Raw genomic sequence first — 26,240 nt, forward strand, 5'->3', positions numbered from 1 at the left:
GCTAAACAAGATTTCATACGGTAATGGTACACAAAAAGTGTCCACCAATGGTACGAAATAGTTCTTTTCTTCTCCCATCCAGACTTTAACTGTCGGTCCCAGACTCTCACTGGGTCAACCACGCGTAACGTGGGTCACGGACTTCAGCCATGTAGCGATTGCTTGTTCAATCTAGCTGTCACCATCGGTCGGGAATTACACCCTGCCCCGAAGAAATCTATTCAGTTTTCAAGAGTCATCGTACAATGATTCTTTTTAAAATGCAAGCGCTATTATTTAGCCGATCAAGCCTATTCTTTGATTGCAATGCTCCGCGCCCGCAGTGCCCAGAGAATGGTCACGGTATCGACCACTTCTTGCAGCATCGCGCCAATAATCGCTGGAATCACCCCGAAACTCGCGATCAGCATCAGCACCGTACAGATAACGATTCCCGCCATGACGGACTGGCGAGCTACGTGCATGGTTGAACGGGAAATTCGGACTGCAATGACGGTTCGACGCAGGTCGTCCTTTAAAATAACGGCATCGGCTGATTCACTGGCTGTCGTCGCACCACTGGCACCCATTGCAATACCGACGTCCGCCGTCACCAGTGATGGTGCATCATTTACACCGTCACCCACCATGGCAACTGGCCGTTGATTTTCGGGTACCCGTTTAAGGACTTCGATTTTTTCACCTGGCAGACATTCTGCATGTACCTGGTCGATTCCCACGGCTTTGGCAATCTTTTCAGCGATTGACTGCCGATCACCAGAAATCATCATCAAGTTCTTAATCCCCAGTTCGTGTAACTCAGACATGGTAACAACCGCTTCTGGCCGCAATTCATCCGTAAACGTCACGCAGCCCAGGTACTGATCGTCAGCAGAAACGTAAACCGCAGTATCTTCAACCTTTTGAATTGATCCATCCGGCATGGCAAAATCCGCCTTGCCAACCCGTACTAAATGACCGTCGATTCGCGCCTGAACACCGCCGCCCGTGGTTTCTTTAACCTCACTGACCGTTGGCAGCTGCTCGGGTGCCGCCTGCATGAGGGACCGCGCTAAAATGTGGTTAGACTGCTGTTCCGTTGCTGCAGCCAGCATCAGCAACCGTTTTTGATCAACGTTTGGCTGCGTCAAAATCTCGTTTACTTGTAAGTGTCCCTGCGTAATCGTCCCGGTTTTATCAAACGCCATGGTTTTAACCTTAGCCAGTCGTTCAAGGGTCGTCCCGGTTTTAACGATGATGCCACTTTGACTGGCCCGGCTCATCCCGGCTACCAAAGCGATCGGCGCTGCTAGAATTAACGGACAGGGTGACGCCACCACGAGTACTTCGGCAAACCGGACTGGATCGCCCGAAACGATCCAAGCAGTCCCGGCAATCACGTACGCTAAAATCGTAAACGGCAGTGCATACCGGTCGGCCATCCGAACAAAGTGGGCCGGCTGTGCTTCAGCCTGCTTAACTAAGCGAACGATATTTTGAAATTGACTGTCAGCTGCCTTTTGATCAGCGACCATTTGAACGGAAGCATCACCATTGATGGAACCCGACATCACCGTTTCGCCTACCGCCCTGTCAACTGGCCGGGATTCACCCGTCAGTGACGACTCGTCTAACGTGGTACTGCCAGACGTGATCGTACCGTCAACGGGAACGACCTCGCCCGGCTTAACTAACAGTTTATCACCCACGTTAACTTGATCGACCGCGATGGCTTTAACAGCCCCTGCTACCATCAAATGAGCCTGCTGCGGCGATTTATCTAAAAGTGATTGCAGATCCGCATTAGCCTTATGGGCCGCGTAATCTTCTAGCGCATCGCCCCCGGTCAGCATCAGTAAAACGATCAGTGCTGCCCAATACTCACCGATAGCTAAGGTCGCGATAACAGCCGTGATCGCCAGCAGATCCACGCCAAATTTACCGGAACGTAACGTTTTGACCATATCAATAAACATCAGCAGGGCAATTAACGAACCAAGGACGGTCACTAAGATTTGCGCCCACAGTGATCGGTGCAACCCAAATGCTAAAATCAAAGAAACCGCACCAACACCTACCACTGCCCATAACCGCCGATAATTAGAAAGTTTTTGCATGACGTCACCTCCTAGGGGATACTTTTCTTCCATTATAGCTGAAATGCCTATTATTCAGATAGTAATAAGGTAAAATTTATAATCATTAGAATCTATAATCAATATCAAGGCACAATAAAAAGCAGTTCAATCATCGTTTGCGCGATCATTGAACTGCTTTTTCCCATAGTATGCTTTAACGAATGACTAAAACTGAGATGGGTGCGTACTTAGCCATGTAGGCAGCTTGAGAACCAACGCGGCGTTTCAAGCCTTTTTTAGCAATTGAACCAATAATTAAGACATCTGGTTTAACGTGCGGAATAACATCCTTAACGATTACTTCAGCGGGTTTCCCCTCAGAAACCACGGCGTTAACCTGTTCAACACCAGCGTCTTTAGCCTGCTGAACATACGTATTAATATGTTCCTCAAGCTCACTGCGTTCCCCATGGATATAATCTTTATCCATTGCTTGAAAAACATTAACGTCACTATCTTCACGAATTGAAACGATGGTCAATGCTGCATGACGCTGCTTAGCTGTAGCAATAGCATACCGAAATGCCAACAGAGCATCCTCGGAGTCATCAACACCAACTAAAATATGCTGAAATTCAGTCTTTTTAGTCATTATGATCCCCCGTCTATTCTTCTACGCCAAGCTTAGCTTTGAGCCGCTTGTTACCCTTATGCAAATCGATAATCATCCAAACAAGCAAGGCAACAACACATGCAATCAGGAAGTAAGCAATATCGTCAGCCATTGCAAAATCTGCAGCAGAGGCATTTGCAGGTAAGAAGGCTTCGATGTTATTGGGTAGGCCTTTCATGTTCAGAACGGTTAAAGCGATAACTGAGAACCAGCCAAGAATCTTGATAACCAAGGTGTTCTTGAACCGTTCACCCATTTCCAACTTACTATCTGTCATCATTAACAAAGGCAGCATGGAGAATGGTAAGGCAAACGCCAAGAAGACTTGTGAGTTGTTCATCAGCGTGTTCAGCGCCTCGTGTTGTTGAATAGGCGTTTCACCGCTGGTCATCCCAACACAGATCAGAACAGGAATAACTGAGATCAAACGGGTAACTAACCGACGTGCCCATAGAGGCATCTTCATGTGAATGAAACCTTCCATGATGACTTGACCAGTTAAAGTCCCAGTAATGGTAGAGTTTTGACCTGAAGCAAGCAATGCAACGGCAAACAGTACTGACAATGCACCAGACTTAGCAACACTAATTAAAATGGGATTGCTAAGCATTGATGAATTAGATAAGGCCTGGAACAAACCGAAGAATGAAGGGTCTTTAACAGCACCAGTCTTAAAGACGGCAACACCCATAACCAGCAGCAAAGAGTTAACAACGAATGCCAGTGATAACTGAATGTTTGAATCCCAAGTGGTAAACCGAACGGTACGTGCCACATCATCTTCATCGGCATGATCGATTTTACGGGTTTGTGAAATAGCAGAGTGCAAGTATAAGTTATGTGGCATAACAGTGGCACCAATGATACCTAAGGCACCAGTCAATGGTGTACTGCCACTAACCTTAATTGAACTTGAGAACGTATTTCCGGTAGGAATTAAGCCACCAAAAACACCGGCCCAGTTAGGGTTTGACAAAGCAACTTCATAAGCAAAAACCAATAAGATAACCATAATCAAGCAAACAACGATTGCTTCAATCTTACGGAACCCGATTTTGGTTAATAATAGCAAAATCAAAACATCAAATACGGTAATGAAAACCGCGTATACAAGTGGAATATGGAATAATAGATACAACGCAATGGCAGCCCCGATAACTTCCGCAATATCAGTCGCCATAATGGCAAATTCTGTTAGGAGCCAAAGTACGATTCCCAAAGACTTGCTAGTACGGGCCCGAATCGCTTGTGCTAAATCCATCTGTGTCACGATGCCAAGTTTAGCTGCCATGTATTGCAGTAACATCGCAATCAAACTTGACATTAAGATAACAGACATCAGCAAGTACTGGAAGTTTTGACCACCAGTGATTGAAGTTGACCAGTTACCTGGATCCATGTAACCAACAGCGACTAGTGCACCAGGTCCTGAGTACATAAATAACGTTTTCCAAAAGCCTTTCCCTTTTGGAACATCAATTGAGCCATTGATCTCTTCCAACGATTTCCCGTTGGCGTATTCGATCAAATGGTGTTTCCGTGGTGTTTTTTGATCCTTCAAAATATGTTGCCACCCTTCATGAATTTGTTAAGCGTGTTTATTGTACAATTTATTTTAGATTTGTAAAATAGAATTTAGGCATTCCTTAACATTATCTACTACTTATGGGTACGCTTCCATGTATAAGGATACTCACTTTAGCCAACCCGTAAAAATAAATAAAACTTTTTTTGATCAGCCGGTAAAATATCCGATTTTACGGCTTTTTAGCTTGTATTTCCCATTACTAATATTTAATCTAAGACATAGAAATACTGAAAGAAGGGATCAATATTGAGAGACTTATCCATCAATTTGGCATTACCAGACCGCTAATCAAACGTTAATTACGAAAGGATGATTTATTTATGGCAACTCAGTCAGATAATAATCAGGTAACATCCACGGCAACCGACGAGAAAAAGGACGCCGGACCCAGCCAGCAACAAATTTGGCGCCAATCGACTTCTGAACTGGAACAGCAATGGCAGACCAACTGTGAAGACGGCCTCAGTACAGCTGAGGCTAAAAAGCGCTTTACGGAACATGGTCCCAACGAGTTGGAAGCAAAGAAAGAATCAAATTTGTTGCGGTTTATTAAACAATTCAATAACAGTATCATTTACATTCTGTTAGCCGCGGCCATCATCACTTTCGTGCTGCACCGCTACTCGGATTCAATTGTTATCGGCCTTGTGATCATCGCTAACGCCTTTATCGGCTACTTTCAAGAAATCTCAGCAGACAATGCGCTAGCTAAAATTAAAGATTTGCTCGTCTCCGAAAGCTTCGTTATCCGTGACGGTCAAAAAATCACGCTGCCTTCACGAGAGGTTGTTCCTGGCGATATTGTCAGACTGGAAGCGGGCGATTCCGTGCCGGCAGATCTCCGGTTAGTCCAAGCAGATAACCTGAACATTCAGGAATCAGTGTTAACCGGTGAAACCGACTCAGTGGAAAAGATTGAAGAACCCATTGACTCTGATGACATTCCCTTAGCCGAACGGCAAAACCAAGCCTTTGCTTCCACGGCCGTCACCAGCGGGTCCGGATTAGGCATTGTCACCGCCACCGGTAGACATACCCAAATTGGTAAGATTCAGCAGGATGTGGCGGAGGTTAAAGCTAAGCCGACGCCCCTCATGCAAAATTTAAACCGCTTGGGTGTCGGCCTATCCATCGCCATTGTGGTCGCTGCCGTTTTACTCTTTATCCTGGGTATGGCGATCCACGTTTACAGCTTACCGACCCTCTTAATTGCGGTCATTACCATGGTCGTCGGTTCAATGCCCGAAGGCCTGCCAGCCAGTACTTCCGTTGTGCTGGCCATGGGAACACGACGGCTGACCAGGGAAAACGCCATTGTCAAAACCCTGCCCGCGGTTGAAACACTTGGCGCCGTTGATATTGTTAACACTGATAAAACGGGGACTTTAACTAAAAATGAAATGACGGTCACGGACATTTTGACCCCCGAACATCAATACCAGGTTTCGGGAGTTGGCTATGATGCAGCGGGCCAGATTCAAGACACTGATGGTAAAACTGTTGATTGGCGGCACAACCAGCACCTGAATTGGTTAGTGCAGATTGCTGGTCAAACTTCCGACGCTGTCTTTAATGAAGAAGATGGCCAATGGGTGCTAACTGGTGAACCAACTGACGGTGCGCTAACAGCGCTGTTTCATAAGCTCAATCGCGCTGAGCCCGCGGTCAACGAAATCGATTCATTACCGTTTGATTCTGCCTTTCGCTACTCCGCCCGGCTAGTAGATTACAACGGTCAGCGGGTACTGATGGTAAAAGGTGCACCGCAGACTCTGGCAACTTTAATTCAAAAGCACGGCGGCGAGATCAATGCCGGCGTCATGGCGGATCAAATGAGTCAGCTGACTCGCCAAGGTAAACGGGTTGTGGCCTTAGGTTACCAAATCATTTCCCAGGAAATAACCGAAATTGATCCGGAAATGATTGGCCAAGGATTAAAACTAGTGGGCTTGGTTGGGATTATTGATCCGCCGCGGCCAGAAGTCGCTAACGCGGTGAAAAAGCTGAGATACGCTGGTATCCAAGTTAAGATGATCACCGGTGACGACCCGGAAACCGCAGCGGCAATTGCGCAGCAATTAAACCTGGCAGATTCACCTAAAGCCATCACGGGACCAGAATTAAACCAGTTATCGGACGATGAATTGGCTGACGTTATCGATAACTACACGGTATTTGCCAGAACCACCCCTGCGGATAAGCTCCGTATCGTTCGAGCTCAACAATCTCTGGGTCACGTTGTTTCAATGACTGGGGACGGTGTCAATGATGCCCCTGCTTTGAAACAAGCTGACATTGGTGTTGCCATGGGGATCAAGGGAACCGATGTCGCCAAGGGTGCCGCGGATATGGTCCTTGCCGACGACGATTTCACTACCATCCTGGCAGCTGTTAAGGAGGGGCGCCACGTTTTCGATAACATTCGTAAAACCATCCGGTTCCTGCTACCGACGAGTTTCGCTGAAGGCCTTATCGTGGTCTTAAGTATCATCATGGATCAGTCATTACCCCTATACCCGACACAGTTACTGTGGATCAACATGGTCTCGGCCCTGACGATTCAATTTGCCTTTATTTTTGAACCAGTCGAATCGGGTATCATGTTCCGGGGACCCCGAGATGTGAAAGCCGGTATTTTATCCAAAATGGATGTCGTAGAAGTCATCTACGTTGCTCTCCTGATTTCCGGTTTAGGGATCTTTGCTTACGATCGTCTGGTTGGCCACGGGATTACCGCTTTAATGGGCAGCACCATGACACTGAACGTTGTGATCTTTGGTAAGATCTTCTACTTGTTCAACTTGCGGAACAACCATCCCGTTGTTTCTAAGTACTTCTTTCAAAATAAAATGGCCTTCTACATTATTGGCCTACTGATTCTTCTGCAATTAGCGATCATTTACCTGCCGTTCATGCAAGGTGTTTTCCATACGACTACCATTAACTTCCACTATGGTTGGGGAATCCCAATTATGATGGGCTTTATTGTTCTGGTCGTAACGGAAATCGTCAAACTATTCAGACTGCGTTGGGATCATCTTCATAAATCGCGAATCAGTTAAAATTTAAAGCACCACACAAAAAAGTATGGGTATCAACTAAATAATTGATACCCATACTTTTTATTTCCCAGGACATAAGTCCCTTGTCTTCAAGCTGCTATTCTGAAATATTCCCACATATCTACTACCAACATATGACCATGTTTCAACCTATCAACGTATTTTAATTTGAAACTTCTCCGGCCCATCAATGGATGACACATTGATCGTTTTTCCATTTTCAATGGGTTGATCACACCAGAAATTAGCATGCGCGTGACCGTCAAACAAAAACTGATAACGTTGCCCTTGGGGGGTCTTTACGACATCGACTGCTGCTTTACTGCCATCGGATAAATTAATCCTTTCAAAATTTGTCGTCGGATGCATGTAAATAGTTGTCATTATTTCCACCTCCATGTAACATCATAACATATTTTAGGAATGCCTAAAACTACTTGACGAAAAAAAGGTTGCTTAACTAAAACACAGCTTAAGATTTACTTTCGTCCACTCCTTTAATGTAGGCTTAACCCGCTCCATAACTCAGATTCCGGCCATTTAACACCCAAAAACGTCCCCCCGATCAAGACCATCGGAAGAACGCTTTTGGGTGTTAAATTCTGAAATCTACCAAGTTATGTCACGGCTTTTCATAAATCCGGTAAACGAAAGCCACGGACACTGCGAATTTGATCTGTCACCACCAGTGCCTCCGGGTCTACTGACATGATGATTGGCATCACTGCTGTCCAATCACGGTTACTGCAGACATAGAACAACGCATCCATATCTTGCTGGCTATAAAAACCGGTTGCCTTCAACATGGTGACTCCCTGACCCAAATTGTCAGATAACGCCTCCCCAATTGCTTGATTCTTCTTTGAAAGCACAAGCACGGAACGTTTTGCGCCAAATGCATCTAAGTACTTATTCAGCACAACAGCTGAAATGTACAATTCAAGAACCGTTAACAGCATGTTTTGAAAGCCAATCACAAATCCTGAAGGGATGGCCACGGTCAAATCAAAAAACAGCATCGCCGAACCATTGCGAATACCCAAGTAGCGATTAACGATTTTAGCCAGTATCGTGCTGCCGGCAATCGTTCCCTTGGCGCGAAAAATAAGGCCCATTGAAATCCCCATGAGTGTCCCGCCGGTAATGGCAGCAATTATTGTCTGGCTCGTGTGAAACGGCAAGAATACCGGTACCCTCAGGAAAATACTGATCCAAAGGACCGCCCACAAAGAATAGAACACCGTTTCCCGCTTTAAAAATTTAAACCCGACCAAAATTAAAATACCGTTTAACACAAAGTTGGTCAGTGCAGGTGGAATTCTAAGGGTGTAGAATCCCAACGCGGTTAAACCGGTAACGCCACCCTCACCGATACGGTTAGGAATCAGAAAATAGTTAATTGCCAGTGCATAGACCATGGCGCCCATGATTATTTGTATGCCATTTTTAATAACTGATTTCAATTGAAAGCTCTCCTCAACCATCTTTACTACCTACTCTACGCTATGAAGATTCTTTAAATCAACCTCATTTCTAAGATATTTAAGTCATCTTGTAATCAGCATTCAAAAGATTGTTTCACATGAAACAATTAAGTATCAGCGCTAGTTACGGTTGTTGCCACCCAACGTGATACAATGGACTAGTAATCAAATTAAAGGGAGTGTTTGCATGACTAAACGGATCAAGGGCTCTTGCACCACGATGTTAGTGGGTAAGAAAGCCTCAATTGACGGTTCCACGATAATTGCAAGAAATGAGGATGGTGCCGGTCCGCTAAACCCGCAGAAGTTTGTCGCCGTTAACCCCGAAGACCAGCCTCGTCATTACAAGGCTGTTTTAAGTAAAGTCGAAATGGATTTGCCTGATAACCCCCTGCGTTATACCTCAACTCCAGAAGCAACTGATGGTCACGGCACCTGGGCTGCTGCTGGGATCAACAGCGCTAACGTTGCTATGACCGCTACTGAAACTATTACTTCAAACTCACGTATTTTAGGCGTTGACCCACTGGTTAAGGATGGGATCGGTGAAGAAGATATCACCACTATCACCCTGCCTTATAGTCATTCGGCCCGTGAAGGCGTTGAACGCCTGGGCAGCTTGCTGGAAAAGTATGGCACTTACGAAATGAACGCCATGGCTTTCTCAGATAAAAATGAAATTTGGTATTTTGAATCAATTGGCGGCCATCACTGGGCAGCTGTTCGAATTCCCGATGATGCTTACGTCATTGCACCAAACCGCTTGAATATCGATCAATTTGATTTCAACTCTGACGATACGTTGTTTGCCAAAGACCTGCCTGATATGATTGAAAAATATCACATGAATCCTGATAAAGACCAGGTCAATCTGCGTCATATTTTTGGTAGTGCCACTATTAAGGATACCCGCTACAACAACCCTCGTGCATGGTACGGTCAAAAGTACTTTAACCCAGAATTCGATACGACACCCGTAGACCAGGACCTGCCATTTATTTGCCGAACAAACAAGAAAATCTCCATTGAAGATATGAAGTTCGTCTTGAGTTCTCACTACCAAAACACTCCGTATGATCCTTACGGCACTGGCACTGAAGCTCAAAAGAAGCAGTTCCGGCCAATTGGTATTAACCGGAACCAAGAATTGCACATTCTGCAAATTCGTAACGATGTACCGGCTGAAATCGCAGGGATCCACTGGCTGGCATTCGGCCCTAACACCTTCAACTCCGTAGTCCCCTTCTATGCCAACATTACCGATACACCAGAATCTTACAAAAACACTACTGGTAACTGCGACCCAACTAATATGTACTGGTTGCCAAATATCCTAGCCTTAATTGGTGACCGCGACTTTGCACTGTTTGAAGATCAGGAAAACTTATTTGAAGAACACACCGTTGCGCAGTGCCGAAATCTCCAAATCAAAGCTGATCAAGAAGCTGCTAACCAGTCCGACTTACCCGCTTACCTTGAAAAGGTCAACAACCAAATGGCTGACATTGCAAAAAAGAACACCAACGTTTTGCTTGGCCAGATGTTAGCGCTTGGTGAACCACAAATGGACTTAAAATTCCAACTGAATGATTAACAGATAAAAGCTGTCAGTACGATTGATCATTTAATCTAAATAGCCTGATTTTCCAGTCATGATGATTGGAAAATCAGGCTTTTTTAGTTAACACTAGTTGGTTGATGTCTTCGGTTGATCGTTCTTTGGCGAAAAACGACTGAACAGGAAAATAACTGAGACAACGCCTAACGCCATGCAATACCAGCTATACGGTACAATTGACGCCGGCGAAATCCGAGCAATTGCACCCGCCATTAACAGCTGACCGCCATACGGAATCAGGCCCTGTCCCACACAGGAAAAAATATCTAGGATACTGGCCGTATACGCCTTTGAAATATGGTAGGTTTCTGACAAGTTCTTTGATATGGGTCCAGCAATCATAATGGACACGGTATTATTGGTGGTAATCACATCCAGTAGCAGGCTTAAAAAAGCCATGACGAACTTACCGCCGAGAGCACCATGGGCGTGCTTAGTAATCTTGTTTAACAGCCATTTAATGCCGCCCATATGCGTCATTAAAGCAGCTAACCCACCAACAACAATGGCGATCAAGGAAACATCTGCCATTGATAACATCCCTTTATGCACAGCGTTAAGTGCCCCAATCACGGCGAAACTACCAGAACTGATACCAACCGCCGCGGCAGTCAAAATGCCCATCAATAACACGATCAGTACGTTTATGTTCATAAAGGACAAGGTGATCACAACAATGTAAGGCAAAATATTGAGCCAATGAATGGCACCGAGGCTGCTAACATCGGCTCGGCCAACATGGACTGTCATCAATAATACGGTGGTAATCACTACTGCCGGAATAACCATCATGACGTTTGCTTTGAACTCATTAAAAATGGTGACACCCTGCGTCTTAGCGGCCACAATGGCCGAACTGGAAATAAGCGATAAATCATCGCCGAACATTGCCCCGCCAACGACTACCCCTGCCATAAGCGGCATACTAATATGTGCCATTTGCCCAATACTAGCGGCAATGGGCATCAAAGCAGCTACGGTCCCCATAGAAGTTCCCATAGCAAAGCTGAGAATACAGCCCATAATAAATACACCAGGAACTAAAAACGACTTAGGTAAGTACGTCAGCCCAATGTTCGTGATGGTCGTTACCGCATGCATCGATTTAGTGATGTAATAAAAAGCGCCTGCGAATAAGAAAATCATGATCATGAGCATCATCGTTTCCTGACCAGCGCCCTTAAAAAACACGTTTAACTTGTCACTTAGGGTATCGTCTTGATTATCACCTTTCAATAAAACGGCAACGATACTAGCCAGTATCATCGCCACCAATAACGGCATATTATCAAAACTACCCGTGAGTGTTGCGGAGCTAATATAGAGAATGAGGAAGAAAATTAACGGCACTAAGCCAATAAAGTTCCCCTTTGGTGATGGTTCATTTGGTTTCACGATCAATTCCTACTTTCAAACAGTTTACTCACACTATTATAACGGTCAGCTTTTTGAGAAAAATGGGAGATTACTGAGAGTTATCACATTGTTCTATTTTCTAAAAAAGCAGTCTAACAATCTGTCACACTGAGAATTGTTAGACTACTATTATAGTGACACGCTATTCATTAAATTCAACTAAAAAGTGTTTGTTGCACTGCGGGTCATTTTGACTCGGTTCAGCAAGACGGAACTCGTCACCACTGACAACGAACTAAAGGCCATTGCTAAGCCGGCAAGTTCCGGGCTCAAAGTTAAGCCAATCCCATAGAATACGCCCGCTGCTACTGGAATCCCCAGCACGTTATAAATGAACGCCCAAAAGAGGTTAAGCTTGATTCGGTTAAAGGTCTTGCGGCTGATTGCCAATGCCCGATCCACATCACGTAAATCATTTTTAACCAGGACGATCCCACCGGATTCAATCGCAATATCCGTGCCGGAACCCATGGCGATTCCGACATCCGCCGTTGTTAGTGCCGGGGCATCGTTGATACCGTCGCCAACAAAGGCAACTTTACCCGTCTTTTGAAGTTCCCGCACGTGTGTTGCCTTATCAGCAGGCAGCACATCCGCTATCACCGAATCAATACCGACCCGCCCAGCAATCGCTTGTGCGACTTGCTGGTTATCACCGGTCAGCATGACGGTTTTGAGTCCCCGAGCCTTCAATGCAGCAATGGCTTCTTTTGAGGTTGATTTTGGTGCATCCTGGATCGCAATCAACCCCACTACTCGACTACCAATACCAATAAAGACCACCGTTTTAGCTGCCAACTGCAGCTTTGCCGCGCGTTTTCTTAAATCGGGGGTCACTGAAAAATCTGCCAGTAATTTATCGTTACCAACAAACGCGGTTTGACCATCAATCACAGCCTTAACGCCCTGACCTTCAACCGCCTGGAAATTCGTCACTGGTTTTACAGCAACACCAACCGTTTGGGCTGTTGTTAGGATAGCCGCCGCCAAGGGGTGCTCCGAATCAGCTTCAAGACTAGCAGCCAGCGTTAAAACGCGTTTTTGATCGCCAACGATATCGGTAACCTCGGGTGTCCCTTTCGTAATCGTACCGGTTTTATCAAAAACAACCGTGGTAATATCGTTCACGGCTTCCAGTACCTCACCATTCTTAATGAGGATGCCCATTTTAGCAGATCGACCGGTGCCGACCATTAACGCGGTTGGTGTGGCCAGTCCCAACGCACACGGACAAGCAATGACCACCACTGACACTGCGAAAATCAGCGCACTCGCCATACTGGTCCCAATCAACACGTACCAGACCAGAAAAGTTAGAATCGCTACGATCAATACAATGGGAACAAAAATATTAGAAACCCGATCAGTTAGCTTTTGAATCGGTGCGTGACTGTTCTGCGCCTTTTTGACCAGCGTCACGATTTGCGACAGCATGGTGTCTTTGCCAACCTTTTCAGCCTTAAACATCAACGCCCCGTTGCCATTGACGGTTGAGCCGATCACGTGGTCACCGACCCGTTTTTCAACGGGCATGCTTTCACCCGTCACCATGGATTCATCAATTGCGGAATTGCCCTTAGTAATCACACCATCAACCGCGATTTTTTCACCTGGCTTAACACGGATCACGTCGCCGACAGCAACCTCGCTTAACGGCACGCTAACTGGTTCGCCGTTTCTCATCACGGTGGCTTTCTTGGCCTGTAAATTAACCAATTTTTCAACGGCACCTGAAGCGTTGTTGCGCATCCGTTCTTCAAATACTTGTCCCAGTAATACAAAGGTAGTCACAAAAGCGGCACTTTCAAAAAATACGGCTTGATGCGTAATCATGGCATAGACACTATAAAAATACGCAGTTGCCGTTCCAATTGCCACTAGTGTATCCATATTAGAATGGTGCTTTTTAAAGGAGGCCCAGGCACTCTGCCAGAATGGCCCAGCCGAAACGACCATAATAATAGTCGTTAGTACAAACATGGTCCATTCACCACCGGGAAGCATCCACCCCAGCGGGTGTAAGATCATTTCCGCTAACATGGGTAACGAAAGGATCAGCGAGATCCAAAAACGATTGGTTATTGCCATACTGACTTACCACCTTCCAAACTATTTGTCGTTTCACAACTGAAATTACTTAATAATGAGTTTGCCGTGAAACATATCCATACCGCAGGCCCACTGAAATTCACCAGTTTTACTAGTATCAACTTTAATGACCTGTTTTTCACCCTGAGGCAGCTCACGATTGATCCCAAAGTCCGGAAAAACAACGCGATCTAGGCAACTTGATGAATCACGACGGGTAAAATTCAAGACAGCGGGGATTCCCCGTTTTAAAACGATTCTTTCGGGTGAGTAGCCGCCATTAACGTCGACATCAACTTGCTGAACATCATTGGTTACACTAGCAGTTTCAGTTGCTACTGCATGCTTTCCGAAGAACCACCAAGCAATGAAACCTATTAGTACTAAGCCAACGATCAAAACCAGTATTCTGAGCATTTTTCCAACCTCCCAAGGCGCTTTTATTTCCGTTTACATTTGTAAACCTTGATTATATCTTAACGACTTCGTTTACAAATGTCAACTAAAAAATAGGGTAGGCTAAATGCTTTAGCCTACCCTACTTGACGTTACCTTATTCAGTTTGAATTGCGAAAATCAGTTTCTACCATGTTCCGAAACGTGCGCCTTCACCTGATCCACAATCGTCATAATGTGCCTATCGGACAGCTCGTAATGAATATTTTTCCCATTCCGGGTACCCTTCACTAAGTTTTGCTGCTTGAGCAAGCTTAACTGGTGAGAGACCGTCGACTGATTTAAATCTAAAACTTCGGTAAGCTCAGTCACACTGAGCGTTGATTCTGCTAGGGCTAAAATAATCCGGACGCGGGTGACGTCGCCTAGTGTCTTAAATAGGGCAACAACGTTCTCTAACTCCGATGACACAATCAAATGGTCCTTCAGGTGTGTGACGATTTCTAAATGTTTAGGATCTTCCATTAATTACCAACTGCCTCCAAAATGATCATTTTCCAGTATACGATTACTGCAGAAACCGCGAATACGTTTGCAATTCAATAATAGGACAGTTACAATACATATTAAGATATGTGCATATGTCAATATGTATCGAGGTGATGATAATGAAATTAGCAACTGCTCCTTCGCGCACCAATAAAACGCTGCGTGGTTTTCTGAATCACAAGGGCGATTTAATGATGATCGCCAGTTCAACCATTATATTATTAATTGCGGTAAGTTTACCAGTCTCTGGGGTAAAAATTCTGTTTTATATCACTTCTTACGCCATTATCGGCTATCCCGTTATCTGGGAGTCATTTAAAAATATCCTTCATGGTGACTTCTTCGACGAAAACTTTTTGATGACGGTAGCCACCATTGGTGCGATTGCCCTGGGTGACCATCCTGAGGCTATCGCAGTTATGCTATTTTATCAAATCGGTGAGCTGTTTGAAGCTATTGCGGTCCAACAATCAAAGCAGTCGATTTCAGCCCTGTTAAAACTAAAACCGGCTACGGCGACAATTTTAACCGATACCGGTGAAGAGACCGTTAAGCCGGAACGAGTCACCCCTGGACAGACTATTCGGGTGAAACCCGGAGAAAAGGTCCCGCTAGATGGTCAATTAATTCGCGGCAACACCAGTCTAGACACTTCAGCACTAACGGGTGAATCGCTTCCCCGCGACGTCCAGGCAGGTGAAACGATTTTAAACGGTACCATCAACCTGACTGGTGTCATTGACATCCGTGTGACTAAAGCCTACCAAGAGTCAACCGTGGCCCGAATCCTAGACTTAGTTCAAAACGCCGCTCAAAAGAAAACGGTGACCGAAAAATTCATCACACGGTTTGCTAAAATTTACACACCGATCGTAGTAGGATTTGCCGTTCTGCTGGCCATCTTCCCGCCGCTGCTTCACTTGGGTCCTTGGGCTACCTGGATCAACCGTGCCCTGGTATTCTTAGTCATTAGTTGTCCTTGCGCCTTAGTTATCTCCGTGCCATTGAGCTTCTTTGGCGGAATTGGCGCGGCTTCCCGGCACGGCATTCTGGTTAAGGGCAGCAACTTCCTGGAAGTATTGACCCGGATCAATACGGTTGCGTTCGATAAAACCGGCACCTTAACGCAGGGCCAGTTTACAGTGAGTGAAATCAAGCCAGAAGCACCATTGACTAAGCAGCGGTTATTGGGCATCGCAGCGGCAGCCGAACAGCACTCTAACCATCCCATTGCCCGTTCCATCTTGACGGCCTATCAGGGTGATATGGCTCAATTCAGTATCCACGACGTCCACGAAACGGCTGGTCATGGGATTCAGGCAACGATCAATGATCAGCTGGTAGTAATAGGCAATACCAGATCAATGACCGAAAATCATATCTCAGTGCCCGTTACTCAAACGGACTGTACTACCGTCTACGTCGCCATTGACCATCAATTTGCCGGCAGTATCAGCGTTGCTGATCAACCCAAACCAGATGCTAAGGTTGCAATCAGCACACTTAAACAGCTGGGCGTGGCCCACACCGTTTTATTAACCGGTGATAATCGGAGTGTCGCTGATCAGATCGGTCACAAACTAGGCTTAAACCACGTTGAAGCTGACTTATTACCCGCTCAAAAGGTGTCAAAAATTGAAACCCTTACCCTGGCGGCGCACACTGCCCAGCACCGGGTCGCCTTCGTCGGTGATGGTATTAACGATACACCAGTACTTGCCCGAGCTGACGTGGGCATCGCCATGGGTGGCCTGGGCGCCGACGCGGCTATTGAAGCCGCCGACGTCGTCATTATGGATGACAAACCATCCAAAATCGCGACGCTTATTCAAATCGCCAAAGCAACTCAACGGATCGTTTGGGAAAACATCACGTTCGCTCTCATGATCAAAGTCCTTTTCTTAATCTTGGGTGCCTTTGGTATCATTGGTATGTGGCAAGCCGTTTTCGCCGATGTTGGTGTGACAATGATCGCCATTCTAAACGCGTTACGACTTCAGCACCAATAAAAAAACAGCCTTGAATCAAACTCGATAACGGTTATCAAGCTTGATTCAAGGCTGTTTTTTGATTTAGAAAATGAGGCGCAGCGCATTAATAAAGAGCACAACACCATAACCAACGACTATCAGTCCCGAAATGATGTTGATCCACATGAGTATCCGCTTTGGCAGCCGGCTCTTTAAAAGAGCCACGATAATGGTGATTGAAAAAAACCAAATCGCCGTGGCAAGAACAATCCCGCCTAAAAAGGGCAGCACTTCCGCATTGGTTAAGGTCCCGCGCAACGCCCCCATCGTGACACCCGTATCGATAATTGCTTGCGGATTGGCAACCGTCACAATCCAAGCACTGGCAAAGGCTTCTTTTAACGGCATTTGCGAATCATTTTTACCAAGTTCGATTTGGCTGGCCGACCGTAAAATGCCGATCCCCATCCAAACGACAATTAGTCCCCCAAGGAACATGATGATGATTTTAAGCCAGAGATAGCGGCTCACTAACGCGCCCATCCCTAAAAAGGCAATGGTCGTTAACGTGGTATCCGCGATCCACACAAAAAAACAAATCAGCAACGCCCGTCGTATCCGGTTGCTCATCGCACTATTAAAAACAAATAAGTTCTGCATTCCAATCGACGATACCAGCGCAAAGCTGATCACCATCCCGCGTAGAATAACTGCTGTCATGACAAATTCTCCCTTATTTTGCATAGAAAAAGGCAACCGACTTAGTCTTCAACGTCACTTGGACGTTGCATCTGCGACTAAGCGTAGCTGCCTACCAAGGCCACCCGATGATGGCCAAGTTATTAGCGATTTAATTGATTCTAATCAGCATACGGGAGCCCAATTCAAAAGTCAAGATTGACTTATTTGCCAAAATAAGCCGTGTAGAAAAGGTATCCCGAAAGGCAAAACGCCGCAATCGTAATGATGTTTCTCAGTAATTTAACGGGCACATGCCGAATCACGATTGGACCAGCATACCCGCCAATAAACATCCCGACAGCTAACGGCACCGCCATTAGCCAATACACTTTGATAGTGAATACGTAAATGACCAGTGAAATCACGTTCGTCAGCAGCGATGAAAAATTCTTAATAGCGTTACTGACCACAAAGGGTTTAGTCAGTGTCACGGTTAAAATTGCCAGCATAAAAATTCCGGCCGCCGCACCAAAGTAACCAATGTAAATCCCCACCAGAAAAATGGCGATATTTTTTAGTATCCGCACCCATAACCGTTCCGGTTGCACCGTTTTAGCGGTCCGTTTCTTTTTGCCCGAAACCACCATCATGACCGCAGCCAGGAAAATCAAAAACGGCACCACGTGTTCAAAACTCGATGATGGCAGAAAAGCCAGGATCAAGCAGCCGATAATCCCGCCAAATGCCGTTAAAAGGCCAACGTGCCACATCGTTTTATGATTACCCTTAAGTTCCCTAGAGGATGACAAAGTCGACCCTAGCCCGGTAAAAATCAGCGCAGCAGTATTAGTAACGTCCGCACTCACCGGCGGAACGCCAACACTGAGTAAAACAGGGTAGGACACTAAGGAAGCTAGACCAGCCACTGAACTTAAAAAGCCGGCGGTCGCACCAGCTAGCACCAGATAAATTGTAATGAAAAGAATATGTAGCATGATACCTCCTCAAAAACACTTACTTCACTAGTATAGCGCAATGACTGGCAACGAAAAAGCATGTTTCAAGACCATTGCTGGTCCGGAAACATGCGTCGGTGTCACATTCTCGCTTAAAGGACTACCTTTAATTGCGGCCTAATCTGGGCTTTCATTTGTTCGGTTAACTGCCGGTTATTTTTAATCAACAGTTCATCGTAAATAATCTTTTGAAAAATCGAAACGATTACGCGTGCCAATGGCCGGTACTGGTCTTCAGGCATGGTTTGAAGTATCGGTGCACTTTTCAACTGCCCGGCAATCTCATCAACAAGCCCTTCTAAAACCTGAAGCAGCCAATCGGCTTGATCATCAGACAGCAGCATCCGTTCGTGAATCGTAATCACAAATGATTGATAGTTTTCTTTATCCTGAAAGACTTGCCAAATATCTTCAAAAATCTTCATGAGCCGTTCTTCCAGGTCAGCTTTAGTATAACAATCGTTAAAGGTGGTCTGTAATTGATTCACACGGTTAATAATTCCCTGACACACGATCGTATCTAAGATCTCATGTTTGCCATGCGGGAAATAATAATACATCAAGCCCTCGGCAGTTCCTGCCTCCTGATTGATCATCCGCGTGGTGGTTGCCTCGTATCCGTTCTTGGCAAACATTTCCCGGGAAATTTCTAGGATCTTTTCTTTGTGCTGATCGCTCTTTGTTACATTCTTACTCATCATTTAATCCCCACTTTATTGCCCTTCGCGGTATAAAAAAGGGACAGCTTCTCAATTTATCACTGAAATCTGTCCCTACACTGGTTTATCCCACCATGCCAGCTATTTGCTGTGCAAGTAGATAAACGTCTAACACTATCAAAACGATGGTCACGATCCAGGCACTATACTTTACCCAAGCCCGGTTAGCGAATTCACCCATGATCTTCTTGCTGCTGGTAAACATCACAAGCGGGATTACCGCGAACGGTAAGGCAATACTTAGAAATACTTGCGAAAAAGTCAGCAGATCTTCAATCTTGGCTTCATTGCTGTGATAAATGATGGCAAAGATCAGAACTGGCGTCACTGATAGCAAACGCGTTACTAATCTTTGAGCCCATAACGGAATCCGCAGACGAATGAAACCTTCCATGATAATCTGGCCAGCTAGCGTTCCAGTAATCGTAGAACTTTGGCCTGAAGCCAGCAGTGCCACTGCAAACAGCATACTTAACATTGGGCTGGCAATCGCACCAACGATTTGACTATTGCTTAACGCATTAAATAAATCAACGAAGTGCCCTAATGAGCTGTTCGTGCCAAAGAACAGCGCCGCACCCAGAATCAACAGTAAACTGTTGACGATAAAAGCGATGAACAATTGCAGGTTAGAATCGATCGTTGAGAATTTAATTGCCCGGGCAATATCTTTAGGTTTCGACCGGTCAAGCTGACGGGTTTGTGAGATTGATGACCCTAAGTACAGGTCATGAGGCATAACTGTCGCACCAACGATTCCTAAAGACAGGTATAACATCGAATGGTTGCTCACGATGTCAGTCTGTGGGATATAACCGCCCAGAATTCCGGCAATGCTTGGATCTGACAAAGCAACTTCGTAAGCGAATACTAATAAGATAACGGCTACCAATGTTGCTACGATAGCTTCAATTTTTCTAAAACCTAACCTCATCAGTAACAGTAAGATCAAAACGTCGGCAGCTGTAATCAGGATCCCGATAACTAACGGAATCCTAAACAGTAGCTTAAGCGCAATCCCAGAACCAATAATTTCCGCAATATCGGTCGCCATAATTGCTAACTCAGCAATGACCCAAAGCATAAATCCGGTCCCTTTACTGGTTCGCTCACGAGTAAGCTGAGCTAAATCCTTACCCGTAACGATACCTAATTTAGCAGACATTGCCTGCAGCAGCATCGCAATCAGACTGGAAATTAAAATAACGGCCAGTAGTTTGTACTTAAACTGTGCCCCACCAGCAATTGATGTAATCCAGTTCCCTGGGTCCATATAACCAACGGCAATCAGAATGCCAGGTCCCGTATAAGCCATTAATGTCTTCCAAAATCCGCCGTTTCTTGGGACTTCAACTGAACCGTTTACTTCGTCAAGACTCTTGCCTTCACTGTCAACATCTTGGACAAAGTTGTGTTTCTCTGTATCGTTTTCCTTCATCATAAAAACCTCTTTTCTATTGGCTTAGAAATTCGGTTGGTCATTGAAATCCAAATTTGATATAAACTTAAGCACTTAAGCTTGATTCCATATCAAGTTATTATTTCCTTGATCCAAACATTCAAAGCAATTCATTTACTAGACTGAGCGCCCGCTCAATTACCAAAACATATGTTACCACCATAAATTAAAATTACAAGCAAAAGTTGACTGGATAGAAGAATTAATTTGGAAACCCTAAAAAAATGAGCGCAAAAATAAAATGAGGCCTCCCGTTATTACTTAGATTTAAGTAGTAACAAGATACCTCATTTTATTTATGAAACCGCCAGCCATCGCCAAAATGGCGACGCTGCTAAAACTTAGCCATTAAGCTGGCATTTTCATCATTAATCAGCTTCTTTTACGGGTTCTGCAGCGTTTGCAAGCCCGTTAAACGGATGCTTAATGTAATGGTATGAGTAAACGATCATTGCCCCAAACGTTAAGAAATGAACTGCAAATGAGATCGTCATCGAACCGGTAACATCAGCAACCCATCCTTGGATAGCTGGCCAAACACCGCCACCAACAACCATCATCACTAACATTGCGCCAGCAGTTTCGGTTTGACGGGGGTCTTTAATAAATCCAAGTGTTTCCGTGTAAATGGTGGCATAGCCTGGACCCATTAGAGCCGATACCAAAATCGCAACGTAGACACCATCAAAGGTCCTATCGATCATCATGTATCCAATAGCAAGAAAGCCCAAAATTGAGTACCAAAGAAGAACTTTTAGATGGGGAATCTTTCTCATCAGATAGTCAGCAAGAATCCGGCCAACGAAGAATGCGACATAACTGCCAATCACAAAATTCGAAGACGTTCTCTCGTTGATCGCGTGATTTAAGTTCAAGGCCAGTCGAATGGTGAATGACCAAACTGAAACTTGAAGTCCTACGTACATGAACAACGTAAACATCCCGTAAGTAAAGTTGTGGTTTTTAAGTAAATGAAGGACGGTTTGTCCGATATTTTCCTTAGGAACATTGTGCTTTTGCTTTGGTTTACTACTTGGGAACTGGGTAATCAAAAACAGGATAATCATGACAGCAATCACCATAACCAGATACTTATATGGCTGCAAGGTCTTTTGCAAAGCTTGCTCACCAAAACGGATTCTAGCACTGCCAGATAACTTGCTTAACTGTTCATCCAAATTTTCACCACCGGAAAAAATCAGGTATTTTCCAAGTAGGATCCCAGTGATTGAACCAAAGGGCAAAAACGTTTGTGAAATATTTAGTCTCAGCGTTCTTTGCTTTTCCGGTCCTAAGAGTGCTGAACTGGTATCCGCAGCCGTTTCAATCACTGTTAGCCCAGTTGCCAAGACAAACAAAGCCACTAAGAAAAAGCCATAAGTTGCGGCAGCAGAAGCTGGAAAGAACAAAACACAGCCAATTAGATAAAGCAACAAACCAATAATAATTGTCAGTTTATAAGAAGTTTTCTTAATGAGCCAAGATGCTGGAATTGCCATCAAGAAGTAACCAAGAGAAAACGCACTCTGGACGTATGCAGATGCAAGATTACTTAACTGAAAAATCGATTTAAATTGCGTAATTAAAATATCATTTAAACTAGCAGCTGCTCCCCACATTGGGAATAATAGCGATACCAAAATAAACTGGAGAACAGGCATTTTACTGGTGTAGCCGTTATCTAACTCCTTTCCTCGAAATTGAATAAAACCAAAATCACGGTGCTTTCCTTTTTCCATATCCACGCACTCCTCATAATTTGAAATATTTTGAAATAACACCTGAAAACGTGATTACCTCAACATATTAACACTGGTTTAAAATTTGTTCTACATCCTCAGCAAGATATCTTTCATTATCTTTCATTATTAATGAGTTATAGAAAACAAATGCATTGCTTACAGAATCATGCTAATAGCTCCTATTTAAAATTGGTCTACCCTCTAACTGCGTTCGTGAAACAAAAAAAGCACCAGGATTATCGTCATCATCCCAGTGCTTCTTTTTTTGAGACAAGGTTTCCCCGCCCGTTTTGATCATTTCAAAAAATGATGTTGTTGCAAATACTCTTTGGCAACTACTGAAGCTTTTTGGTGTTTAACTGTTACTTGATAGTTCATATTTTGCATATCAGCAATTGAAATTTTACCACTCAGTCGACTAAGCTGCTTAACAAGAGCTGGGTGCTGTTTAGCAAAACTCGTTCGCATCAGCGGTGCGCCTTGATAAGTTGGGAAAAAGCCCTTGTTATCCTTTAATACGACTAGGTGATACTCCCTAATTTGCGGATCAGTGGTATACCCATCCGTTACGTCGACCCGGCCATCATTTAAAGCCTCATAGCGAAGCGAAGGCTCCATTGTTCTAGCCGACTTTAAGTGCAGCCCATAAGTTTGCTTTAATCCCGGATAACCGTTGCTTTCCTGATAAAAGTCCGGATCAAACGCCCCTGAAAGCTGGTTTGAAACCCGTGCTAAATCAGAAATCGTGCGTAAATGATAGCGCTTAGCTGTTCCTTTTCTGACTGCAACCGCATAGTTATTTTGATAAGCCATTGGTTTCAAATAGGTCATCTGAAACTGCTGTTGCATCTTGCTGCGAGCAGCGTTATAAGCAATCTGGGGATCATGGTTAACCACTTTATTGCCCCTAACCAACGTTTGTAAAATGGTGCCCGTAAACTCAGGATACACGTCAATTTTTTTACTTTGAAGTCCTTTAAACAGGAAACTAGTCCCGCCAAAATTGGGCTTTAACTTCACCACCACTTTTGGCTCATTTTGTTCGATTAAGTCCTTATACATATTAATCAGGACTTCTGGTTCACCGCCCAATTTACCAGCAATTGTCACCGTTTCAGTCTGTGGCTTCATTAAATTATGGCCGATAGTTCCGCCTATGCCAACGATCACCAGAATTAAAATCCCAATTCCCAGTCGTTTCAAGGGGACCTTCGACAAAATTTCAATCAGCCAATTAGCCAGTAACGCTAAAATAGCTGAAAGAATCGCACCCACTAAAAGCGCGTTGTTATTATTCGTTTGAATACCCAACAGAATATAAGTCCCCAAACCGCCACCGCCAATCAAAGCAGCCAAAGTCGCTGTTCCAATGACCAGGACAGTAGCGATCCGAATACCTGATAAAATCATTGGCATTGCTAAAGGCAGCTCAACTTTAAAGAGTTTAAACCGCGGTGTGACCCCCAGTGCATCAGCCGCCTCTAAAAGCACCGGATCAATATTAGTGAGTCCCGCGTAAGTATTTTGAAAAACGGGCATAATCGCATATAAAACCAGCGCAATAATCGCTGGTACCGTGCCGATTCCTACGAAGGGGATTAAAATTCCGAGTACCGCCAAACTGGGAATGGTCTGAATCACACCCGTAACTTGAAGAAAGAAAGCCCCGATACGGCGGTGATTAATGAGGGCAATTGCCAATGGTATGGCAATTAAAATCGTGATCAGCATGGCAATCAGAGAAATTGAAATATGCTGCCACAGTGCCTGTAATAAGTCACTATGATTCTTATTGAGATAACTGATTAATTGACTAATGACTGTCACCTTCCATTTCAAGAGATGCTAAATAGTCAATTAAATCATGATCCGTCAGCACCTGGTCGGCCACGATGACTTGATCGATCTGCGATTGCTGAAGCGCAGTTGCCCATTCAAAGATGCTTTGACCCTTAACCATTTTTGTCCCTGGTTCGCCAGGTTTAACTGGCCGGCCAAAACCGGACGCCAAAACTTGACCTAGTAACTGATCCGTTTGCTGTTCATCCGCAAAGAAGTTGCTGACAAACGCATTTGCCGGCTCACTCAGAATTTCAGTCGGCGTTCCTATCTGTTGCAGCTTGCCGTCATGGACAACGGCGATTCGATCGGCTAACCGTAGTGCTTCATGCATATCATGGGTCACAAAAACAATTGTACTATCTAAGTCCCGGTGAAGGTTGATGACGATTTGCTGTAATTGTCGCCTCGACACTGGATCCAAAGCGCTAAACGGTTCATCCATCAATACTAATCTGGGCTTACCGGCTAAAGCCCTGACGATGCCCACCCGCTGCGCTTCTCCACCAGACAGTTCACTGGGCATCCGATCAAGAAATTGCTCAGGATCCAAACCAACTGCCGTCATCAATTCGGCAATCCGAGCATGCTTTTTCTCTACCGGCCACTTGAGGTTATCTAGTTGTACACTGGCGTTTTCAGCCACCGTCATGTTGGGAAATAACGCCCCGGTTTGCAATACATAACCAATTTGCCGCCGTAGCTGCTGCAAATTCATATCTGCAACGTCCTTACCATCAATTTTTATTTGTCCAGATGTGGGAATAACTAATCGATTGATGGTCTTTAATAACGTTGTCTTACCACTGCCAGAAGGTCCAACCAACACAAATAATTCACCATCGTTAATGGTGAGACTTAAGTGATCAAGTGCATGCTGATCCTCATACTTTTTATTGACGTTAAGCAGTTCAATCACTAGACTCACCTCGATCTAAACGTTTCATTCTAATTTTACTCATCGCTTTATTCTTTCAAATGACTGACTAAAAAAGAGTCACTTTCATAAAGCGCTCCTTAGCCAAATTATTCTCGTAATCGTTTCACGCCAGCTGGTAACTTTGCAGCCGAAGCCATCATCAGTACAGTTGCGTTACCGCCACCTCACCAACGTCATCAGTCACAGCCAAAAGATTACCGCAAAAATGATTGGCCTTCAAGTAGATTGCCCAAAATGCTTACTTTTAATTAAGAAAGGCGCTTAAAATCTCCGAAAGCGTTTCAGGCATCAAGCAGCCGTCTGATCTCAGCTTGCAATTCCGGCACAACTTCGTCTTCAAACCAAGGATGTTGATGCATCCAGCCATAATTCAATGGCGAAGGGTGAACAATGGGAAAGTACTCTGGCAAATAGTCGCGGTAGTGTGCCACCGTTTCCGTAAGCGTTTTTTGACGTCGTTTCTGCAGATAATATTTCTGAGCATACGCCCCAATGAGTAAGGTTAACGACACTTTAGGCATCAATTCCAGAACGGGTTGATGCCATTTTTCAGCAAACCCTTTTCTAGGTGGCAGATCGCCTTGCTTACCTTTTCCCGGGAAATAAAAGTCCAGCGGCACAACGCCTAATTTCCCAGAATGGTAAAACTCATCACGACTCATCCCCATCCATGATCTTAATCGGTCCCCGCTTGGATCATCCCAATAAGTCATCGATTCCTGACCCTTTCGGCTTGGTGCCTGACTGATAATTAGAATCCGTGCTTCGGGTTCAACGTGATACAGTGGCTCAATTCCCTGCTTGGTGAAGTCTGCATTCTGCGGATCCGCCATAATTTCCCGGTAAATCTCTTCTGCGCGCCCCATTTTTCCACTTCCTATTCTTGATAACTCATTTTAACATGACAAACCCCTTGTATGCATGCACATACAAGGGGTTTTCT

Annotated in this window: 20 protein-coding genes and 1 riboswitch; of the genes, 3 read left to right on the forward strand and 17 right to left on the reverse strand. The window is 44.8% G+C overall.

The window, feature by feature from the left end; translation table 11 throughout:
• Positions 1-62 precede the first annotated feature (62 nt).
• Positions 63-219: riboswitch (FMN riboswitch) on the reverse strand.
• 71 nt (positions 220-290) lie between these two features.
• From CES81_RS01365 to CES81_RS01375, 3 genes are all read right to left on the reverse strand, one after another.
• Positions 291-2,096 carry a heavy metal translocating P-type ATPase gene (locus CES81_RS01365; protein ID WP_089120388.1) on the reverse strand — a complete coding sequence of 602 codons (1,806 nt, stop codon included), beginning with the start codon at positions 2,094-2,096 and terminating at the stop codon, positions 291-293.
• Between the two features lie 175 nt (positions 2,097-2,271).
• Positions 2,272-2,709, reverse strand: a complete 438-nt coding sequence (locus CES81_RS01370; RefSeq protein WP_089120389.1) for a universal stress protein — start codon at positions 2,707-2,709, stop codon at positions 2,272-2,274.
• A gap of 13 nt (positions 2,710-2,722) precedes the next feature.
• Positions 2,723-4,294 (reverse strand): Nramp family divalent metal transporter, encoded by a 1,572-nt coding sequence (locus tag CES81_RS01375; protein WP_089120390.1) that lies wholly within the window; start codon positions 4,292-4,294, stop codon positions 2,723-2,725.
• Between the two features lie 344 nt (positions 4,295-4,638).
• On the opposite strand from CES81_RS01375, the gene CES81_RS01380 reads away from it, so the two are divergent.
• Positions 4,639-7,380, forward strand: coding sequence for an HAD-IC family P-type ATPase (locus tag CES81_RS01380; protein WP_089120391.1), 2,742 nt, complete (start codon positions 4,639-4,641; stop codon positions 7,378-7,380).
• 153 nt (positions 7,381-7,533) lie between these two features.
• Here the strand turns inward: CES81_RS01380 and CES81_RS01385 are convergent, their stop codons facing one another.
• Entirely contained in the window at positions 7,534-7,764 is a 231-nt protein-coding gene (locus tag CES81_RS01385; protein WP_089088036.1) for a hypothetical protein, read from the reverse strand.
• Between the two features lie 248 nt (positions 7,765-8,012).
• A complete protein-coding gene (locus tag CES81_RS01390) occupies positions 8,013-8,864 on the reverse strand; it encodes a YitT family protein (RefSeq protein ID WP_089120392.1) in 852 nt (283 codons plus the stop codon).
• Positions 8,865-9,051: 187 nt separating this feature from the next.
• On the opposite strand from CES81_RS01390, the gene CES81_RS01395 reads away from it, so the two are divergent.
• Complete coding sequence (locus tag CES81_RS01395) at positions 9,052-10,458, forward strand: C69 family dipeptidase (RefSeq protein ID WP_089120393.1); 1,407 nt, start codon at positions 9,052-9,054, stop codon at positions 10,456-10,458.
• 93 nt (positions 10,459-10,551) lie between these two features.
• On the opposite strand, the gene CES81_RS01400 is transcribed toward CES81_RS01395, so the two are convergent.
• From CES81_RS01400 to CES81_RS01415, 4 genes are all read right to left on the reverse strand, one after another.
• Positions 10,552-11,877: a Na+/H+ antiporter NhaC family protein gene (locus CES81_RS01400; RefSeq protein WP_089120394.1), complete on the reverse strand. Its 1,326-nt coding sequence runs from the start codon at positions 11,875-11,877 to the stop codon at positions 10,552-10,554.
• Positions 11,878-12,057: 180 nt separating this feature from the next.
• Positions 12,058-13,986, reverse strand: coding sequence for a copper-translocating P-type ATPase (locus CES81_RS01405; RefSeq protein ID WP_089120395.1), 1,929 nt, complete (start codon positions 13,984-13,986; stop codon positions 12,058-12,060).
• A gap of 45 nt (positions 13,987-14,031) precedes the next feature.
• Positions 14,032-14,403, reverse strand: a complete 372-nt coding sequence (locus tag CES81_RS01410; protein WP_089120396.1) for a cupredoxin domain-containing protein — start codon at positions 14,401-14,403, stop codon at positions 14,032-14,034.
• A gap of 159 nt (positions 14,404-14,562) precedes the next feature.
• Positions 14,563-14,907: an ArsR/SmtB family transcription factor gene (locus tag CES81_RS01415; protein ID WP_089088041.1), complete on the reverse strand. Its 345-nt coding sequence runs from the start codon at positions 14,905-14,907 to the stop codon at positions 14,563-14,565.
• A gap of 143 nt (positions 14,908-15,050) precedes the next feature.
• On the opposite strand from CES81_RS01415, the gene CES81_RS01420 reads away from it, so the two are divergent.
• Positions 15,051-16,940: a heavy metal translocating P-type ATPase gene (locus CES81_RS01420; protein WP_225356314.1), complete on the forward strand. Its 1,890-nt coding sequence runs from the start codon at positions 15,051-15,053 to the stop codon at positions 16,938-16,940.
• Between the two features lie 63 nt (positions 16,941-17,003).
• Here CES81_RS01420 and CES81_RS01425 read toward each other — a convergent pair whose 3' ends face one another.
• The 8 genes from CES81_RS01425 to CES81_RS01460 form a co-directional block, all read right to left on the reverse strand.
• Positions 17,004-17,621, reverse strand: coding sequence for a LysE/ArgO family amino acid transporter (locus CES81_RS01425; RefSeq protein ID WP_089088042.1), 618 nt, complete (start codon positions 17,619-17,621; stop codon positions 17,004-17,006).
• A 182-nt stretch (positions 17,622-17,803) separates the two neighbouring features.
• A complete protein-coding gene (locus CES81_RS01430; protein ID WP_089088043.1) occupies positions 17,804-18,577 on the reverse strand; it encodes a sulfite exporter TauE/SafE family protein in 774 nt (257 codons plus the stop codon).
• Between the two features lie 113 nt (positions 18,578-18,690).
• Entirely contained in the window at positions 18,691-19,296 is a 606-nt protein-coding gene (locus tag CES81_RS01435) for a TetR/AcrR family transcriptional regulator (protein WP_180949684.1), read from the reverse strand.
• 85 nt (positions 19,297-19,381) lie between these two features.
• Positions 19,382-20,755: an Nramp family divalent metal transporter gene (locus CES81_RS01440; RefSeq protein WP_439951264.1), complete on the reverse strand. Its 1,374-nt coding sequence runs from the start codon at positions 20,753-20,755 to the stop codon at positions 19,382-19,384.
• Between the two features lie 389 nt (positions 20,756-21,144).
• Positions 21,145-22,515: a sugar MFS transporter gene (locus tag CES81_RS01445; protein WP_089120399.1), complete on the reverse strand. Its 1,371-nt coding sequence runs from the start codon at positions 22,513-22,515 to the stop codon at positions 21,145-21,147.
• 297 nt (positions 22,516-22,812) lie between these two features.
• Positions 22,813-24,336, reverse strand: coding sequence for an ABC transporter permease/substrate-binding protein (locus CES81_RS01450; protein ID WP_225356320.1), 1,524 nt, complete (start codon positions 24,334-24,336; stop codon positions 22,813-22,815).
• Positions 24,332-25,276 carry an ABC transporter ATP-binding protein gene (locus CES81_RS01455; protein ID WP_089120400.1) on the reverse strand — a complete coding sequence of 315 codons (945 nt, stop codon included), beginning with the start codon at positions 25,274-25,276 and terminating at the stop codon, positions 24,332-24,334. The genes CES81_RS01450 and CES81_RS01455 overlap by 5 nt, the downstream gene beginning before the upstream one ends.
• A gap of 302 nt (positions 25,277-25,578) precedes the next feature.
• Positions 25,579-26,163 (reverse strand): uracil-DNA glycosylase family protein, encoded by a 585-nt coding sequence (locus CES81_RS01460; RefSeq protein WP_089120401.1) that lies wholly within the window; start codon positions 26,161-26,163, stop codon positions 25,579-25,581.
• Between the last annotated feature and the right edge of the window lie 77 nt (positions 26,164-26,240).

This window comes from Secundilactobacillus pentosiphilus (assembly GCF_002217985.1).
Taxonomy (GTDB): domain Bacteria; phylum Bacillota; class Bacilli; order Lactobacillales; family Lactobacillaceae; genus Secundilactobacillus; species Secundilactobacillus pentosiphilus.